Source organism: Fibrella aquatica, assembly GCF_041321135.1.
Classification (GTDB): domain Bacteria; phylum Bacteroidota; class Bacteroidia; order Cytophagales; family Spirosomataceae; genus Fibrella; species Fibrella aquatica.
Genome location: NZ_JBGGWF010000014.1, coordinates 80,968 through 100,382 on the forward strand (window position 1 = coordinate 80,968; position 19,415 = coordinate 100,382).

General features: G+C 54.1%; 9 protein-coding genes. 3 read left to right on the forward strand and 6 right to left on the reverse strand.

Going from position 1 to position 19,415, the window contains the following annotated elements:
- The first annotated feature begins 4 nt into the window (after positions 1-4).
- The 3 genes from ACAW87_RS22825 to ACAW87_RS22835 all read left to right on the forward strand — a co-directional run bounded on the left by ACAW87_RS22825 (position 5) and on the right by ACAW87_RS22835 (position 8,865).
- Entirely contained in the window at positions 5-1,561 is a 1,557-nt protein-coding gene (locus tag ACAW87_RS22825) for a RagB/SusD family nutrient uptake outer membrane protein (RefSeq protein ID WP_370725967.1), read from the forward strand.
- 244 nt (positions 1,562-1,805) lie between these two features.
- Entirely contained in the window at positions 1,806-5,309 is a 3,504-nt protein-coding gene (locus tag ACAW87_RS22830; protein WP_370725968.1) for a VCBS repeat-containing protein, read from the forward strand.
- Positions 5,310-5,460: 151 nt separating this feature from the next.
- Positions 5,461-8,865 (forward strand): VCBS repeat-containing protein, encoded by a 3,405-nt coding sequence (locus ACAW87_RS22835; RefSeq protein ID WP_370725969.1) that lies wholly within the window; start codon positions 5,461-5,463, stop codon positions 8,863-8,865.
- A gap of 271 nt (positions 8,866-9,136) precedes the next feature.
- On the opposite strand, the gene ACAW87_RS22840 is transcribed toward ACAW87_RS22835, so the two are convergent.
- The 6 genes from ACAW87_RS22840 to ACAW87_RS22865 form a co-directional block, all read right to left on the reverse strand.
- The gene (locus tag ACAW87_RS22840; RefSeq protein WP_370725970.1) at positions 9,137-10,435 is read right to left on the reverse strand and encodes a serine hydrolase; all 1,299 of its coding nucleotides are present in this window, start codon (positions 10,433-10,435) and stop codon (positions 9,137-9,139) included.
- 121 nt (positions 10,436-10,556) lie between these two features.
- On the reverse strand, positions 10,557-12,332 hold the full coding sequence (locus ACAW87_RS22845) for a hypothetical protein (RefSeq protein WP_370725971.1): 1,776 nt from the start codon (positions 12,330-12,332) through the stop codon (positions 10,557-10,559).
- A gap of 161 nt (positions 12,333-12,493) precedes the next feature.
- Positions 12,494-14,113 (reverse strand): RagB/SusD family nutrient uptake outer membrane protein, encoded by a 1,620-nt coding sequence (locus ACAW87_RS22850; protein WP_370725972.1) that lies wholly within the window; start codon positions 14,111-14,113, stop codon positions 12,494-12,496.
- A gap of 20 nt (positions 14,114-14,133) precedes the next feature.
- On the reverse strand, positions 14,134-17,472 hold the full coding sequence (locus ACAW87_RS22855) for a SusC/RagA family TonB-linked outer membrane protein (RefSeq protein ID WP_370725973.1): 3,339 nt from the start codon (positions 17,470-17,472) through the stop codon (positions 14,134-14,136).
- A 156-nt stretch (positions 17,473-17,628) separates the two neighbouring features.
- On the reverse strand, positions 17,629-18,717 hold the full coding sequence (locus ACAW87_RS22860; RefSeq protein WP_370725974.1) for a FecR family protein: 1,089 nt from the start codon (positions 18,715-18,717) through the stop codon (positions 17,629-17,631).
- A gap of 62 nt (positions 18,718-18,779) precedes the next feature.
- Positions 18,780-19,400 (reverse strand): RNA polymerase sigma factor, encoded by a 621-nt coding sequence (locus ACAW87_RS22865; protein WP_370725975.1) that lies wholly within the window; start codon positions 19,398-19,400, stop codon positions 18,780-18,782.
- Positions 19,401-19,415 lie beyond the last annotated feature (15 nt).

Consider the following 19,415-nt stretch of genomic DNA (forward strand, 5'->3'; position numbering starts at 1 on the left):
TTCAATGAACACAAAAATCAACTTTTCGCTCTTGGCTGCCAGTGCTTTACTGGTGGCCGCGGCTGGCTGCACGAATCTGGAAGACCGTGTGCTCGACCGACCCACTACCATTGAGACCGGGGGCGCTTCGGCGAATCTGGAACAACTCCTCAACGGTGCTTACCAGCAATTGAACCCCCTGACCGACCAGGCGAATACGTATGCGATGGAAGAGCACTCATCTGATGAGATGATGGGGCCAACGCGTGGTACTGACTGGGATGACTTCGGAACCTGGCGGCGGTTGCACCAGCACACCTGGGATGCCACCCACAACCAGATCATTGCTGCCTGGAATCAGCTGAACACCGGTCTGTTCCGTACTACAGAGGTAACGGCGGCGGCGGCTACGGCCAACAACACGTCGGTGCAGGCACAGGCGCGTTTTCTGCGGGCGTTCTTCATGTTCAACATTGTAGACCTATACGGGCAGGTTCCGTTCCGGGAAGCAACCGACAGCTTCGATACGAACCCACGCGTATTGAGCCGTACAGAAGCCACGCAATTTATCATCGACGATCTGACCTACGCTATTGCCAACCTCCCGGCTACCAAAACGCCGGGCCGTGCCACGCGCGATGCGGCTCGTTTCCTGATGGCGAAAGTGTATCTGAACCGGGCCGTATTTACCGCCAGTCCGCAGACGCCGGCTGGTCCCTATACGTTCCCGGCGGCCGACATGAACCAGGTTATTGCTAACTGCGATGCCATTATCGCCAGCGGAAATTACTCGCTGGAGCCGGCTGGTCAGTACTTTGATAATTTTCACTGGGACAACACAACGCTATCGAACGAACTGATCTTCGTGATTCAGAACGAACGCGGTGCTGCCCTGGGTAGCGTACAGAACCGCTACCGGATGACGATGCACTACAACCAGCCATTTGGGGGTGGTTGGAACGGGTTCACCACGCTGGCTACGTTTTACCAAAGCTTTGAAACGACCGATCAGCGCCGGAGTGCGGCCATTCCCGGTATGACCGACACAACGGGTATTCGGGCTGGTTTTCTGACTGGTGTACAAACGGATAGAAACGGCCGCCAGTTAGTAGACCGGGCCGGTAACCCGCTGAATTTTACGCCACAACTGAACCTGTTGTATGCGGGCGAGGCAGAAGGTATTCGGGTTATCAAATACCCGATCGATCCGGTTCGTCCCGACAATCCGGGTAATGACTATGTGTTCTATCGCTACGCCGATGTGATGCTGATGAAAGCGGAAGCCATTTTGCGCGGTGGGACAGCTACGAGTGGCGCTACAGCCGCCAGTCTGGTGAACCAGCTTCGTACCACGCGGGGTGTAGCTGCCCTGGGCACGGTGACGCTCGAAAACCTACTGGCCGAGCGCGGTCGTGAACTATACTGGGAAGGCTGGCGCCGGAACGACATGATCCGCTTCGGCACCTTCACCCAGCCTTTCGATCAGAAGCCATCTGTAACGCCCGATTACCGCGCCGTGTACCCAATTCCGCAACAGGCACTCGACACCAACCCGAACCTGCGGCAGAATGTAGGGTACTAACCCATATGGTTGATATGTAGGGGCAGCCCATCGTGGCTGCCCGCCTCGCGAAAGCAACATTGTATAGTAAAAGAAGCCGTTACAGCAACATGTAGCGGCTTCTTTTGCTTTTCATGTCAAGTACGTTGCTTGTGAAAAGGTAAAGTAATGCATGTGTTTAGCGGTCGCTACCGCGCCCGAGAGCGGGCGGGCACGAGGGCCCGCCCCTACATATCTACCTTTCACTTAGTATCTTTACGTACCTATGAAACCCGCCGTATTTCTACTATTTGTTGCCATCTGTTCTAGCTGCCAGAATGGAGGCACGCTGTTCGAGAAAACCGACCCGGAGCAGACGGGCCTGTCGTTTGCCAATGTGTTGCAGGAAACCGAACAGGAAAATATTCTGGCATTCGAGTACTTCTATAACGGAGCCGGTGTGGCCGCTGGCGATCTGAATAACGATGGCCGCGTTGACCTGTATTTTACGGGCAATCAGGTACCAAACAAGCTGTTTCTGAACGAAGGCGATACGGCAAAATCGGGAACAGCCGCTCCGTTAAAATTCACGGATATTACGGAAAAAGCAGGCGTAACAGGGCGAACTGGTGGCTGGAAAACGGGCGTTACCCTGGCCGACGTCAACGCGGATGGCTGGCTCGATATATACGTCTGCTATTCAGGCATGCGCCCCGACTCGGTACGGCGCAACCAGCTGTTTATCAATACCACTAACGTACCTGGAAAGACACCGACCTTTACCGAAAAAGCGGCTGAATACGGCCTCGACGATTCGGGTTATTCGGTGCAGGCCAACTTCTTCGATTACGATCTCGACGGTGACCTCGACTGCTTCCTGATCAACCACAACCTGAAAAACTACCAGCGGAAGGAAGCCGCCACCATGCGTTCCGAACGTGATTACAATGCGGGTGATAAACTATTTCGGAATGATGGCGGTCACTTTGTCGATGTGTCGGAAGCGGAGGGCATCAAAGGAAATCCGCTGGGTTTTGGCTTGGGTATATCCGTAACTGATGCCAATGGCGATGGCTGGCCCGATGTGTACGTGGCCAACGACTTCGTAGAAGACGATTACCTGTATATCAACCAGCGAGGGGTGAGGGGTGAAGGGCGAGGGGTGAGGGGCGAAGGGCGAGGGGTGAAGGGTGAAGGGCGAGGGGTGAAGGGTGAAGGGCGAGGGGTGAAGGGTGAAGGGCGAGGTGTAACATCAAGCGGAGCCTCATCCCTCACTCCTCACTCCTCACCCCGCCCCCAGTCCCCCGCCTTTCGCGATGAACTGCGCGAGCGGATGGGGCACACGTCGTACTCGGCGATGGGGGTCGATATTGCCGATGTGAACAACGACGGGCTGACCGATATTTTCACGCTTGATATGTTGCCTGAAGACAATGCCCGGCAGAAACTGCTGATCTGGCCCGACAACTGGCAGGTGTATCAGGCACAGTTGAAAAACGGATTCTGGCACCAGAACATGCGAAATATGCTCCAGATCAACCAGCAAACGCCGTCTGGTTCGGGTCATTTCGCCGAGGTAGGTCAACTGGCGGGTGTAGCCGCTACCGACTGGAGTTGGGGCGCGCTGCTGGCCGATTTCGATCTGGACGGTCGGAAAGACCTGTTCGTTAGCAACGGTCTCGGTCGCGACCTGACCAACGCTGATTTCACTAAGTACCTCAGCGATCAGGAGCAGATGCAGCGGGGCACGTCGCTGCTCGATCAACTCAAGCAGATGCCTTCAACGCCGACCAAAAATTACATCTTCCGAAATACAAGCGGCCCCCAACCCGACAGTGTGGCGTTTCAAAACCGGCAGAAGGGGTGGGGTTTCGACGAGAATACCCGCTCGAACGGTTGCGCCTACGCCGACCTCGACAACGATGGCGATCTGGATTTGATCACCAACAACCTGAACGAGCCCGCCCGCATTTACCGCAACACCCAACGCGATCAGGAGGAAGGACATTTTCTGAAAATAAAGCTGAAAGGCCCCACCGGAAACCCGTTCGGCATTGGCGCCACAGTAACGGTCAACAATGCTGACCAAACCCAGATACAGGAGAACTACCCCACGCGCGGCTACCTCTCGGCCAGTCATGACGCCCTGCTGTTTGGGCTACCTGCCGCCGAAAAAGCTATAATCGTCCAGGTACGTTGGCCCGACGGACGAACCGACAACGTACCTGGCGTATCTGCCGACCGAACGGTGGTATGGGCGTATGACCCCACCCCCAGCCCCTCCCCTGAAAACCAGGGGAGGGGAGACGCCTCAGCCAAACTGCGGAGCATTGCTCCCCTCCCCTGGTTTTCAGGGGAGGGGCTGGGGGTGGGGTCATACGCCCACACCATCGCGCCGGTCAATGATTTTGAGCGGCAGTTGATGTTGCCTCAGCAGTATTCGTATGCCGGGCCGCGCATGGCCGTAGGCGACGTGAATGGCGATGGACAGCCCGATGCATACGTCTGCGGCACTCCCGAAAAGCCAGGTACGTTGCTCGTCAACAATGGCTCTGGCTTTACCCCGAGCCCACAGCCCTTTGCCCCTGGCTCTTCCCCCCGCAAGAATGCTGATGCGGTGCTGGCCGATTTTAACGGCGATAAGCGACCCGATCTGTTTGTGGTGAACGGCGGGTACAGCGTCCGTGATTTGAGTGAAATGCCCGATCAGCTTTGGCTCAACGAAAACGGTAAACTGATGCCTGCCGCGCTGCCCGACGATAAAATCAACGGCTCCTGCGTCACAGTAATCGACGTTGACCGCGATGGTGATCTCGACCTGTTCGTTGGTGGTCACGTTCGGCCAAACCGCTTTCCGCTGGCCGAAGAGAGTATGTTGCTGATCAACGACGGTCGCGCGCATTTTACGCCGAAATCGCTGGGTAAGCTGGGCCTCGTGACCGATGCCACTGCCACCGACGTCGACCGCGACGGCTGGCCCGATCTGGTTGTCGTAGGCGAATGGATGCCCGTAACGGTGCTTATCAATGCGCACAATCGCTCATTCACTAACTCGCCCATTCACTCATTGGCAGGTTGGTGGAACCGGATCGAAAAGGCTGATCTGGATGGTGATGGCGACGACGATTTGATCGTTGGCAACATTGGTCAGAACACCCAATTCCGGGCTACGGCCGCCGAACCAGCTTCGATGGTCTACGAAGATTTCGATCAGAACGGCGTGCTCGACTGCTTCATGACGTATTACATTCAGGGAAAACCATATCCCGCCCACACCCGCGACGAAATTGGCGATCAGGTAACAAGCCTCCGCCGAACATTCCAGACCTACGCTTCGTATTCAACCGCCACGCTCGACCAGTTCTTCGACCCGTCGGTGTTGGAACGGGCGCAGAAACTCGACATCAACGAAACCCGAACGCTGGTACTCGAAAACCGGAATGGCGAGTTCATTTCGCACAGCCTGCCACCCGCCGCGCAATACGCCCCTGTCTTCGCCATTCTGGCTGACGATCTGGACCATGATAACAAGAAAGACCTGGTGCTGATGGGGAATAACTCGAAACTCCGCCTCCGGCTGGGTAAAGTCGACGCGAACCACGGCCTGGTGTTGCGGAATAAGGGTAATTTTCAGTTTGAAACCGTCCCCATGACCCAATCCGGCCTATTCGTCAACGGCGATATCCGCGACATCAAACGCGTAGGAACGTTCATACTGATCGGCGAGTGCGACGGGCCATTGCGCTGTTACCTCACCGCATCGGCGGACCGCCCCAGCCCCTCTCCTTGAAATAAGGAGAGGGGAGCTACTCTACAGCAGCTTCGCTAATGAGCAGAGCTACGCCGAAGCGGCTCCCCTCTCCTTGTTTTCAGGAGAGGGGCTGGGGCGGTCCGCCGATGCGGTGAGGTGAAAACGCGCTAATAAACAACCCATCAATTCCTTGAAACGTACCCAATACATTTTCTCCCTGCTCATCTTCGCCACTATTTGGGGTTGTAAAACCACGCCGGATGAGCCACGGCTATTCGAGACGCTTGATTCGACAAAAACCGGTGTGACGTTCGTGAACCGCCTCACCAACACGCCGCAACTGAACATTATCGACTATCTCTACTTCTATAACGGCGCGGGTGTGTCGGCGGGCGACATCAACAACGACGGCCTAACCGACTTGTACTTTGTTTCGAATCAGGGGCCGAATAAGCTGTATCTGAACCGCACTAAAAAAGGAGAGTCGCCCCATTTTGACAATATAAGCACAAAAGCGAACGTACCTGGAAAAGCAGACTGGCAAACCGGAACGACGATGGCCGACGTGAACGGTGACGGCCTGCTTGATATCTACGTGTGTGCCGTGAGCGGCTTAAAAGGTGGGAATAACCAGGTGTCTACGAAAGGCCACAACGAACTTTATATTAACAACGGACCCGGCCCCGACGGTATTCCAACGTTTACCGAAGCAGCCGAAGCCTACGGATTGGCCTTCGCGGGTTTCTCGACGCAGGCTACCTTCTTCGACTACGACCACGATGGCGACCTCGACTGCTTTTTGCTCAATCATGCGGTGCATTCGGTTCGCTCGTACGACAAAGTCACGGCGCGTAATCAGGCCGATTCGCTGGCAGGTGATTTTCTATTCGAGAACCAGGGGCCTGGCAAACCGTTCGTCAACGTATCGGAGAAGGCGGGTATTTTTCAGGCACCGATGGGCTACGGGCTTGGCGTGGCCGTGGCCGATATGAACAACGATGGCTGGGAAGATATCTACGTGTCGAACGATTTCCACGAAGACGATTACCTCTATTTGAACAACCAGAAAGGGGGTTTTGTAAACGTGGCACCGCAGCGGTTGGGACATACCAGTCGCTTTTCGATGGGAAGCGATGCCGCCGATATCAACCACGACGGGTTCACCGATCTGGTCACGCTCGATATGTACCCGGAAGATGAAACCGTGGAAAAATCGTCGGCAGGTGAAGATCCGCTGGATATTTACACGTATAAACTGGCCTATGGCTACATGAATCAGTACAGCCGGAACTGCCTGCAACTGAATCAGAACGGCCAGCGGTTTGCCGAAATTGGTGCCCTCTCGGGTATTGCCGCGACCGATTGGAGCTGGTCGCCGTTGCTGGCTGATTATGACCTCGACGGACAAACCGATCTGTTTATTGCTAACGGTATTATCCGCCGCCCTAACGACCTTGATTACGTGAAGTATGTGTCGAACGATTCGGTACAGGCTGCCATGAACGGAGCGTTAGGTGGCACCCCGGCCGAGGCCTTGCAAAAAGCGATCAGTATTATGCCGGAAGGGAAGGTGCACAACTACCTCTATCGGGGCACGCCAGGTCTGGCCTTTCAGGACAAATCGCTGGTTTGGGGGTTCGATAAAGCCAACTGCGCCAGTGGAGCCGCCTACGCTGATCTGGATAACGATGGCGATCTGGATCTGATTACCAACAACCTGAACGAGCCTGCCGGTATCTACCTGAATCAAACAAACACGCTTTTTTCCGATCATACGTACCTGAGTGTTCAGCTACAGGGTGACGGAGGCAATACCGCCGGGGTAGGAGCGAGGGTTATTTTGCGTTACGGCGCAGGCGGTGATAGCGTGCAAGTGCAGCAACTGATGCCCACACGCGGTTTTCAATCGTCGGTAGAACCCCGCCTGAACTTTGGTTTGGGCACGCGCAAAACGATCGATTCGCTGATTGTGATCTGGCCAAATCAGCAGATGGAAGTGCGTACCAACGTACCTGTAAATCAGCAAATGACGCTGAAACAGACCGACGCCAAACTCGACGGGCATAGGTACGTTATTGCCCGACCAACCGTAGCCCGACAGTTTGTCGAGGCCGATTCTACGCTTGTTCCGTACCGTCATCGGGAGAACGTGCGCTACCTCGATTTTGCTCGTGAGTCGCTGATGCCGTTCAAAGTATCGACGGAAGGGCCGCGTCTGGCGGCGGGCGATGTAAACGGCGACGGGCTCGACGATGTCTATGCCGGTGGTGCGCGCGATCAGCCAGGTACGTTGCTGCTGCAAACTCAATCGGGCCGGTTTGTGGCCAGTCCTCAACCCGCCATCGCGGCCGATTCGGTATCGGAAGATGTAGATGCGCTCTTTTTCGATGCCGACGGTGACCGCGACCTTGATTTATACGTGGTGTCGGGCGGGAATGAATTTTCGAAAAACGACCCGCCGCTCGTCGACCGATTGTATATCAACAATGGGGGACAGTTTAGCCGATCAACGGGGTTACCAACCTTGGCGGGCAACAAAAGCTGTGTCCGCGCCGCTGATCTGGACGCCGACGGTGATCTGGATCTGTTTGTCGGTGGACGCGTATTGGCCAATCACTACGGCCAAACGCCCGATTCGTACCTGCTGATCAATAACGGAAAGGGCCGTTTCTCTATCGAAACCGAACAGCGCGCGCCCGGTCTTCGTTTGGCGGGCATGATCACCGATGCCGTTTGGGCCGATTTCAACAACGACCGTCAGCCCGATCTGGTGGTAACCGGCGATTGGATGGCCCCGCGGTTATTCCTGAACCAAAAAGGCAAGCTGACCGAAGTTGAAAAACCGTTTGGCGACGTACCCATGAGTGGTTTCTGGCAATGCCTTGCCGCCGCCGATTTCGACAAAGACGGCGATATTGACCTGATGGCGGGTAACCTGGGTCTGAACACCAAGTTCCGAAAAGGGCCTGACGGGCAACTGCACATGTGGGTGAAAGACCTCGACGGCAACCAAACCACCGATCAGATTCTGGCTTACAAACGCCCCGGTAACACCGACGACTGGTTTCCGGTAGCCACGAAAGACGAATTGGGTAAACAGATGCCGGGCATTATCAACCGGCGCTACGTAACCTACACCAGCATCGCCGGAAAGGCTGTTTCTGACATCTTCAACGCATCTGAGCTAGCCGACGCCGAAGAGCGAACCGTAGACCAGTTTGCCTCGGTGTACCTCGAAAACACGGCTGAAAAAGGCGAGTCGCCGTTATTTCAGGTACGTTCGCTACCCCTGTTGGCGCAGGTCTCAAAGGTGTTCGCTCTAACCACCTTCGACGCCGACGGTGACGGTGATCTGGACGTGCTGGGTGGCGGTAATTTCTACGGTGTAGGTACGTATCAGGGACGCTATGATGCCAGCAGTGGCTTCGTTTTGTACAATAATAAAGGTCAATTCACCGCTCCATCGCCCTACGATACCGGTTTTGTGCTAAACGGCGAAATTCGCTCCGTCGTACTAGCGCAAGGCGCTTCCGGGCAGTTTGTGCTGGTTGGGCAGAATGGGGGGCGGGTGCAGGGTTTTCGGGTTGGTAGGTAAGGAAAGAGAGGTTGTAGGTTTCTGCTAGTCGGCTTCGCGCTTCCGTGTATTACTTCGCGCTACGTGCCCTTCGACTCCCGAAGCTGGCGCGAGCATGTGCTCGTGCCTATAACTGGTAAGCATCTGCTTGCTGCCCGACAGGGCAATTGTAGCTGGATACTCATGCTCTCTCTCATTTTTTACCGTATTGCGCTTTCGCGCAGCAAGCGACTGCTTGCGACATAAAAGGCACGAGCACATGCTCGCGCCAGCTTCGCGGGCCGAAACGCCACTAATTATCAACCGTTTTCACTGTTGGCCGTTCATCGGTAACGCGCTTTTCGTAGGTGACCTTGAAGCGCGATAGATCGGGTTTGTGGGTACGTTTCCGGCGTAGCTCGTGCTGGTAGATCGTTTGGCCTAACTGGTACAGGAATGGCCAGCCAATGGTTTCGTCGTCGTATTTATCGTCGTTCAGAATGCCGTCGCTATTGACATAGATCACGGCGGTGAGCATGTACTCGACGTTGTTTTTGAAATCGGCTACGTACGACGCGTCGGTCAGGAAGCCATAGGCCCACCCTACTTTATTGAACACGCGAACACCATCGGGCATGGGGTGCAGGGTATCGCGGAAGAAGAACTTGACGTAGCTGTCGTAGTACACCTTCGGGTCATACTTGGGGTAATTCGTTTCGCCCGGCGTTTGCGATAAGTATTGGTACAGGAACGTATAATCGCCGGGGGTAAGATTGAACCGCTGCTTTTCAGGTACTGATTCTGGAAACATAGTCGATTGCAGGATCTGTTGCAGCGATTCCAGCGGGAGCTTGTTACGCATGGTGAAATCGAACGGTTGTTTCACCAGACTGTCCCCTGCGTAGTGGGCGTTGCCGAGACGGGCTACACGGCTAAAATCGAACGGATCAGTATTGTAGGCGGCGGGTTGGGCGTAAATGGTTGAGCCGTCTTTGTCGATGAACCGAACGGGGTTGGTATGGCGATTTTCCTCGGCACTCATACGCACGAAGCGGTGTGTAATCCGCGTGTCGGGGTAGCCCTTGGCATGTAAACTGCGGTTGATCTGCTGTTGCCCCACAAACTCGTACATGCGGCTGTAGGGGTCATTTTCACTAACCAGAAACGCTTTTTTGATGAGATGCGCCACCGACGGAAAGCCCGATTCCGCGCTTTTATCAGTCCATTCTTTCGTCTGCTTGCTATACGCGCTGTCGAACTGCATCGACGTGAATTTATTGATACGCGGGTTTTTCAGGCTGTTCAGTTTCTCCAGCGATAGCAGCGCCAGCGGCAGTTTCACCGTCGAGGCGGGGTTGAAATACTCGGTGCTATCGACCCGGAAATGGTAGTTGGTAAACGACGGCCGATTGGCCTTATCCCGGTTAATCTGCGTATAAATGATCTGCACCCGGTACTCATCGGGTCGTTGCATCACTTGCCGAAAAACGGGGTTCTTGTTTGTTTTAAGCAGATTTGTCAGGTACGTGTCTGTTCGTGCCTGGCCGTAGGTGGACAGCACTAAGCCATCGAGCAGTAGAAAATAGGCGAGGAGGGCGATAGGAAGGCGCATAACCCTAACTAACGCAAATTTTGGATACGATTGACGTGCGTTGGGAATGTTACTGACGTGTAAGAGCTTCGCGAAGCTCTCACACGTCAGCACCTACCTCGCGCAAGCAATACAGCAATAGTTACCCGATCGTGATCGTGTGCGTGAAAGGCGTCAGGCCGGTCAGGTACACATGCTGGCCTGGGGTGCGGAGAGTGCCGAAATGGGTGCCGTACAATTCACCTTCCAGGCCAGTAAGCTTCGTGTGCTGGAACGTACCCGGCCCGAACTGGATTGAATCGCTTCCGATGCTATACGTACCTGAGCCACTCTCGAGCGCGTAGTTTTCTGGTTCGCCGTCCAGCTTTTTCACACCTTTTAGCTTCCCGCCTTCGCCGAAGCAAAGTTCAACTACTACCCGCACGCCGGTAACGCCCGTGACGCTGAAAGCCAGCGTATTCGAGCCGTTCGCCTCTTCAACGCTGACGGTAACGGTCAGTTTATTGATGTTGCTCTTCGGCCGATGCTCGAAATCCATCTTGTTCCAGAACCGACCGTCGGTGCTGGGGCTGTGCTTGTAATCGCCGTTGGGTTTTTTGTATTGGGCTGGCAGGGGCTGGTAGTACGGCGCTTCGATGGTGCGTTGCAACACGTATTTATTCCCGATTTTCCGGATGCCTTCACTGTGAAAGTAGCCCGTGCTGAAAAAATCGGTCGAGAGGCGCAGGTAATTCAGAATGGCTTTGCCTTTGCGGAACGCGAAGATGTTCGGACTGTTGGCCCTGCCCGAAGCAATCACGATTGGAAAATCGGTTCCGCCAAACAGCGTAGTGGTCGTATCGTTCCGACGAATGCGGACCAGATTCGTTTCCTTGAAAAAACGCTCATACGTCACCGGCGGGCTTTTGGGGCTGGGTACCGCCTGTTTGAAGATCGGCTCTTCGAGGTAATAGGCCAGCAGATCTTTGCCAATCAGCTCGTCAAAGCCCGGCATCGACTTGATGAACTCCGCTATGGCCGCAAATTCAGGGTTTTTGTCATGAATGGCCATGAACGTATAATCCTGAAAATAGTGGTGATTCAGCAGGTTAATGGTTTGGTACTGATCCTGCCGACGTGACGCAGTCGACACCAGGTCGCCGTTGGGTTCGGTATGGTAATAAACAAGGTTCAGGTTCCGGCGAACGGGTTCCAGCAGTTTGGGCCGTTTTAGCAGGCTGGCCATCGTGATCAGCGACCGGTCGATCACTTCCGAATAGATCATGCTCCGCTCCAGATAGTTACCTTCGCTGTCGCAGTAAACACCTTCTGACAACCACTCGTCAATACGTTTCACGTACCCGGCGTTTGGGTAAAGGGCGTTGATCTTTGCCAATGCCCCCGACACCACCCAGCGGTGATTGGGCGTATGAATACCGCCCGTCCGCATGGCTTCGCCAGCCTTGACGATAAACTGTTTCAGCAAGCTTTTCACCCCGGTCAGCGCATCGTTGCTGTTGGTGTTCAGGATGGTGGCACCGGCGCAGAGCGGCTCCATGATAAAAGCCGTGTCGGGTGGTGACGACAAGTTGCCCAGATCGAGTGTACCGTCTTCATGCTGGGATTTAAGCAGAGCCCGAACGATCTTCTCCATGTAGGGTACCAGCGTATTTTTCTGGTAGTAGACCGACGTAGGTTCGCAATAAGCAGCGGACAGATTCGCCATATCGAACCCCAGTCGCCGCCTCACGGCCGTGATTTCCGGTGTCAACGCCAGTATCAACTTAGCGACTTCCTTTCCGTTAGCGTCGACAATTTTCTTGTAGAAATCGTCTGCAATGGGTAGCGGGGCGGCGATGCTTGCGTAGGGTGCCAGGCCAACGAGGGTGCCATAGGCGATACATTGCTTGAGGAAGAGTGCTCTGGAAAGTTGGGGCATGTTGAGTAGGGTGAAAGGTGGGGAAATATTGCTGACGCCTGGCCCTTCGACAGGCTCAGGGTGACAATTCACATCCAAATGTTCATGACGAACTTGAGTTGGATTGTCACCCTGAGCCTGTCGAAGGGCCAGGCGTCAGCAATTATGCAAATGCAATTAACTTAATATCCCGGATTCTGAACAAGGGCTGGGTTCACTACAAACGCACCCGTTGGAATCGGGAAGATACGCCTGTAGGCGCTGGCATCGGTTTTGAAACCCCATTTGCCTTCGTACTTACCAAACCGGATCATGTCGTTGCGGTGCCAGGTTTCCCAGGCGAATTCACGACACCGTTCTGCGTAAATGTCTTCCAGATTCACGCTGGTCAGGGTGGGCGACGTGGTGCGGTTTACGCGCAACTGGTTCATCAGCGACAGCGCTGTGTGGCCCAGCGTGGCAGTTCCTCCGCGCAGAATAGCCTCCGCTTTCATCAGAATAATGTCTGAATAGCGGAACACCGGCACGTCGTTGTTCTGGTTTCGTGAGGTCGATGTCGCATCGGGGAAGAATTTAATATTTCGATACCCCATGTTCCAGGCAATCTCATCGTTACCGAGGTCGTAGGTAGCCACATCTTGCCGGAGAATGATCGTTGGTGTCAGGTCGACCTGATAAGTGAATGGCGCGGCCCCGTCGGCACCCGTGTAGGTTTGGTCGTACCCTTTCTTGGTCGTTGTTACCCTCAATGGTGTGACCCCGTCATTCATGAATTGTAACCCTTTGAGCCACTGACCATTCCGAATGTCGCCGGCATCGTTGAAATAAGCGTAGTATTCGGGCAGCGTACTCTTCGGGGCGCTGGGGGTAAACGGCAGACCATATTTAGTTCTGGCTGACCGGGGAACGTCGTACCGGGCGTGGTACATCATGCCGTTGGTGCCTGGCATAGCACCCGCCGATGGATCGTAGGGAATAGCGAAAATGAATTCCTTCATCTGTGGCCCGTTGTTCGGGTAGAACATTTGCAGGTACGTTGACCGGGGTTCTATCGAATACAGCCGTGAATTGATCACACTGTCGCAGGCAATAATGGCGTCGTTGTACCGCTGCGTGCCGGTGTAATACTCGGCGTTGAGGTACATTTTAGCCAGTAAGGCAAAACCGGTGTACTTGTTGGCCCGCCCGTAAACAGCCTGACCAGACGCCCGGCTTAGATTGGGTAAGGCCATTTTTACTTCCCGCTCGATAAACGAGAACACCTGCGCTCTGGGGGTATTGGTGCGGGGGGTAAAGTCGCCGTAGGTGGTGTCGATGGGTACGTTGCCATACAAATCCATCATCATGAAATAGGCCAGGGCCCGCACCATCTTCAACTCGGCCAGATTCGTCGGCTTGCTGGGTGTCGAGGCGGGAATGGTGGTGTTCAGAATCGACAGTGCCTGGTTAGTAGTGCCGATAACCACCGAAAGCCAGTTCCAGGTGCTGTTTGTGGCACCGTGGTCTTTGGTCCAATCGTGGTAGTGGAGCATTCGGTAGCCCTGGTTATCATACCAGTTGCCACCCCGGGCGGGCAGAATAGATTCGTCGGTACTCAACGACTGCATGAACCAATAGTCGAGGGAGAAATTACCCCGGAGGGCGGCGTAGGGTGGCCCCGATGCCTGAATAAACTGCGTTGTGTTTTGTGGAAAAATATCGGGCGTCAACGACGTGCTGACGGGAACATTAACATCATGGCAGGCGGAAAGCAGGTACGTAAGCGATACCAGCAACGTGCCGAAGGAGAGTAATTTTTTCATTGTTTTGCTCGGCTAATGATTTAGAATGACACGTTTACACCTAACAGGAACGTCCGGGTTTTGGGGTAAAAGTTGTTGGAGTCAACGCCCGGCGCAAGCCCTCCCTGATTAACCTCAGGGTCAATTCCTTTGTAGTTGGTGATGACAAACGCATTGTTCACGGAGGTGTAAATCCGTACCGTTCTGAGGTACTGATTCAGGTTTTTGAGCGTGTAGCCCAGCGTGGCGTTATCGAGGCGAACGTAGCTGCCGTCTTCTATAAAGCGGCTTGAATATTTAAATGAGTTAACGTCGGTTGCTTTTTCGTCGGCCACATCAACTAGAATATTGGTGAACTGAGCCGTGCTGGGGCGGAATAGATCGGCGCGGGTGGCGTTGAAAATCTTGTTGCCAAATACACCCCTGAAAAACACGTTCAGATCGAGGTTGCCGTAGCGCAGGGTGTTTGTCCAGCCAACCAGTAGTTTAGGTTGCGGGCTGCCCAGATATCGGTAATCGGCCCCAATAACAGGCGTAGTGGTCAGGTTACCGTTCCGGCCAACATATTGCGACACCCCTTTGTCGTTCTTGCCAGCGTATTCGAGCGTGAAGAATTGCCCCAGTGGCATACCGGCTTTCAGAATTTGTAACGTGCTGCCCGTTTGTCCTCCACCTTCAGGCTGGGTGATCCTGACAGAGTCGCCACCTACAAAGAGCGGGTTGGTTAAGCTGTTGATTTTGTTCGAGTTATGCGCCAGGTTAAGGCCCGTCGACCAGCTGAATTTACCCGTTTGAACTGGTGTAGCATTCAGGCTGATCTCGATGCCTTTGTTGCTCATGTTACCTCCGTTGGCAATGATGCTGCCGGTAGGTACCAGCGCCGGATTAACGCGGTAGGCATAAATCATACCTGTTGTTTCCTTCTGGTATACTTCTACCGTGCCGCTCAGTTTGCCTTTCAGTACGCTGAAGTCAAGACCGATGTTGGCCGTGGCGGTTTTCTCCCATTGCAGGTTGGGGTTGGCGGCCTGCGTTGGGCCATAAGCGGCCGTTTGCACGCCGTTGTAGTAATACGTACCCAGGCTTCCCGAGATAAACTGCGCCGTATAGGCATTGAACCCCGACGAGTTACCCGTTACGCCGTAACTCGCCCGGAATTTCAGGTCGCTGAACAGGTTCTGGTTCTGCATGAACCCCTCCTGATCGATACGCCAGGCTACACCCGCCGCCGGGAAATACCCCCACTGGTTGTTCTCACCAAATACCGAGCTACCGTCTCGACGAATAGACCCCTGTATCAGGTACTTGTTTTTGTAATTGTAGTTCAATCGGGCAAAATCAGAGATCAGGCGCGTTTCCTGGTAAATGCCGTCGGGTCCGAAGTTGATGCGATACCCCGAAATGGCGTATGGGTTGCTCAGCGCAAAGTTGTTGTAGCCGATATTGTCGACGGGGAAGTTGGTGCTCGACGTCTGAAAACCATCGCCCGAGATGTTACCCTGCCACGAGTAACCCAGCACGGCGTTGATCGAGTGGTCGCCAAACTCTTTGTTCCAGGTTAAAAACGTCTCCAGTACCTTCCGGGTGGTCTGGTACGTGTTCCGCAGGGCCGAGCCGTTGGTGCCAAAGTTCAGCAGACTGTGTACGAGGGGCGGGTCGGGGTTGTTGTAAAAGTTGGCACTGTTGTATTGCGAGTAAGAACTGCCATACGATTCGCCATGCAACGAAGTGTTGTTCTGGTACGACAAATTCAGATCGTACGACAGGCCAAACGGCAATTGCACCTGCGTAAACAGTGAACCAACCAGTGTGTTGAACTTCGTGTTGTCTTTCGCATTGTTGATCATCGCCACCGGGTTGAAATAGCCGGTGTTCTGAAAGTTTTCGAAATAGCTCCCGTCGGGGTTGGTGACTGGCGAAACGGGCAGGTGGTTCACCATCTGTTCCAGCACGTTATTGCGCAGGGGGGTATTGTTGGCGTTGCTGTTTGAGTTGGTGATGTTGACACCAAACTTCACCTTGTCGTTGAAGGCCATCTGCTCGACGGCGAGGCGGGCAATAACCCGGTTCAGCGAGCTGCCCTGCAAAATGCCCTGCCGGTCGAGGTAGTTGATGCTGGCGCTGTAGGTGCTGTGGTCGGTACCGCCGCTGATCGAGACGTTGTGGTTCTGCGCCATGGCGGTACTGCGCTGAACAGCCGCTTGCCAGTCTGTATTGGCACCCAGATCGTCGGCAGGAGAAAAGGACTGGCCGTTGGCTGTCAGGAAAGCACGGAGTTGTGTAGCGTCCATCATAGCCAGTTTGCTGGATACTTTTTCCATGCCAACGTACCCACTGTAGGTAATCTGCGCCTGTCCTTTTTTGCCGCGTTTGGTGGTCACCATGATCACGCCATTGGCAGCCCGGTTTCCGTAGATGGCCGTTGCTGCGGCATCTTTCAGTACGTCGATCGAGGCAATATCATCGGGCGCAATGATCGAAATGTCGGCACCGGGCACGCCATCAATGACGTAGAAAGGCCCCTGCGAACTGTTGATGGTCGAGGCGCCGCGCAAAATAACGGCCGCTGGTGCGTTGGGGTCACCGCTGGCCGAAATGTTCAGACCGGGTACTTTACCCTGCAACAACTGGCCCACATCGCTGATGGCTCCCCGGTTTAATTCTTCGGGCTTAATGGTGCTCACGGCGCTGGTCAGGTTCTTCCGCGACTGTGTGCCGTAACCTACCACCACCACTTCGCTTAGTTGCTTGTTATCAACACCCAGCGCCACGTCGACCGTATTTCGGCTACCAACAACCACTTCCTGGGTAGTGTAGCCGATAAATGATAGGACGAGTGTAGCACTCGCATTGTCGTACTGGGTCGGAATGGTGAGGCGGTAATTGCCTTCTCCATCGGTCACGGTGCCGAGGCGTGTTCCTTTTAGCAATACGCTGACGCCGGGTAAGCCGCCGCCGTTGGTTCCGTCGGTGATGCGGCCCGAAAGGCTCCGGTCGGCTACCACTTTCGTTTCCGGCTGAGCAGCGGTTGGCCCGTTGCCATCGGTGGTGCTGGTGGCGGGGCTTTTGAACAGCGCGATCTGTTTGCCCGACAGCTCATAACCAATGCGCAGTGGCGTAAGCAGGTCGCTCAATAAGTTCTTCAACGTACCTGAGCGCGAAGCCAGTTTAACGCGCTGTTCGGCCTGAATCTCTTTGGGGTTGTAAATGAACCGGACGCTGGTGGTACGTTCCAGTTGAGCCAGCGCGCTCTTCAGGCTGGTGGTACTGGCTTTGATCAGCACTTGCTGGTCGAGCACTTCCTGCCCGTTTGCCACGTGAGCCATGGTGGTACTCACGAATAAACTAGCGATCAGGAGTTGAAAAACCGATAGTCTCATGAGTCGGATCAGGGACGGAGGTAGAGTATAGCGTTTATCCATGAGGTTTAACTTGTTAGTTACTCATGGATAGCGGGCACTTTATACAGATACTGTATACCGTGTAATTATTTTTATAAATAGTTGATAATATGATCCCGCTATACCCAAATATACCTATCTATTGTCACATCCGTTGCTATGAATGATAATCTGACCGTCAACGATTTCGTAGGTTGAATGGGAGATCAGGCAAACCAAGTTGAGCTTCTCGAACAACCCCTCCCCAGCCAGATTGGCTGTGATAAAACAGTTTTTGACCGTTTGTGAATCGTACGTAACCGCCAGACCATATGTCTTTTCGAGCTGGTCAAATACTTGAGCAATAGGCGCTTCGTCAAAGATGTACTCGCTGGCTATAACGGGTCGAAGAATAACCGGTTGCTGAACAACAGATTTCACCAGCCGGTCTTCTTTTTCATTGAAGGTTACCTGCTGATTGGCTGTCAGCACTACCCCAACCGACTCATTTTTCTGTAATTGCCGCGTCTGCCGCATGTCTTTACGCGTATAGACCGACACACGCCCGGAATGTACCTTGACCGTAGCGTTTTTCCCTTCGGTAGTTACCATAAACGACGTACCCAGTACCTGCGTTGAGATACGGTCGGCGTGTACCCAGAAAGGATGTTTTGGATTTTTAGTGATATTGAAAAAGGCCTTTCCGCTGAGGTATACTTCGCGTTGACTGGCCGCAAACTGTTTGGGGTAACGTAGCCGACTAGCCGGATACAAGGTCACCACGCTACTATCCTGAAGCGTCAACTGCTGCGGTTTTTGCTGCGTGTTTTCCACCTCGTAGTAGTTGCTAGTCAGTACCGGGCTGATCTCTGCCAGCCGGGTCTCTGTGGTTGAATCGGTTTGCGCGTTTAGCCACACGTAACCAATGCCCAAAACCAGTGCGAGCGATGCTGCTATCAAGGCTAATCGGCGGGTTGTTAGCAGGGAACGTACCTGGGGTTTGGTTTGCTGAACAATGGTCGACGACAGGTAGGCGAGTTCATCAACAGGAAGGTCGGTATTTTTCTCCTCCAGCGCGTACAGAAACGACCGGGCCAACTGTACTTTTCCGGCTGTTTCGGGATGCGCATCCAGAAACAGTAACCAAAATGCTTCGCTTTGTGGATCCCGATGAAGCACCCACTGCCGAAACTGCTCGTCGCGGGCAAACTCTTCAACACTGAATTTCTGGTAATCGGGATACATGGTACGTTATATGTCAGGTTGTTAATAGATGGCTGGAATAGCCCCTACATACTTGTTTTTGATCACAAATTTGAAAAGAGCCGACTTATCAGGCCTGTCAGCAAGAGCATGCCGCCCCAATGTTCGCGAAACGCTTTGAAAGCCACCTGTAGCAAATTCGAGACCGATTGGGGGTTAACGTCCATGATGGCCGCAATTTCGTCGCGTTCCAGGTTCTGGTAGAAACGCAGGTAAATAACTTCGCGCTGCCGTTTGGGTAGTTTGTTCAGCGCATCGGCAATGCGGTGGGTTGTTTCGGCCAGATTTTCCTGCTCAATCATCGACCACTCAGGCGAGAACTCCACGAAGCTGGCGTCATTGTCCAGATTGACGAATTCGTCATCTTTCAGAATTCGTTGCCGGTACCCTTCGCGAATCACCCGTTTTCTAACGCAACTCAGCAGATAAGCCCGCACACTGTCGGGCGTACTGATGCGGTCGCGGCGATTCCATATCTCGATAAAAACCTCCTGCACGCAGTCTTTCACGAAGTCTTCGTCCTGCACAAACTTGACTCCGTAGTTCTGCAACGGGTTGAAGTATTTCGTCAGCAGTTTGCCGAAGGCCAACTCGTTGCCACTTTTCAAGTGTTGCCAAAGCTGAATATCGGTATTGGCCGGGTGTTGGTTCGTGCGTAGCGCCATAAAACGAAGAGAAGG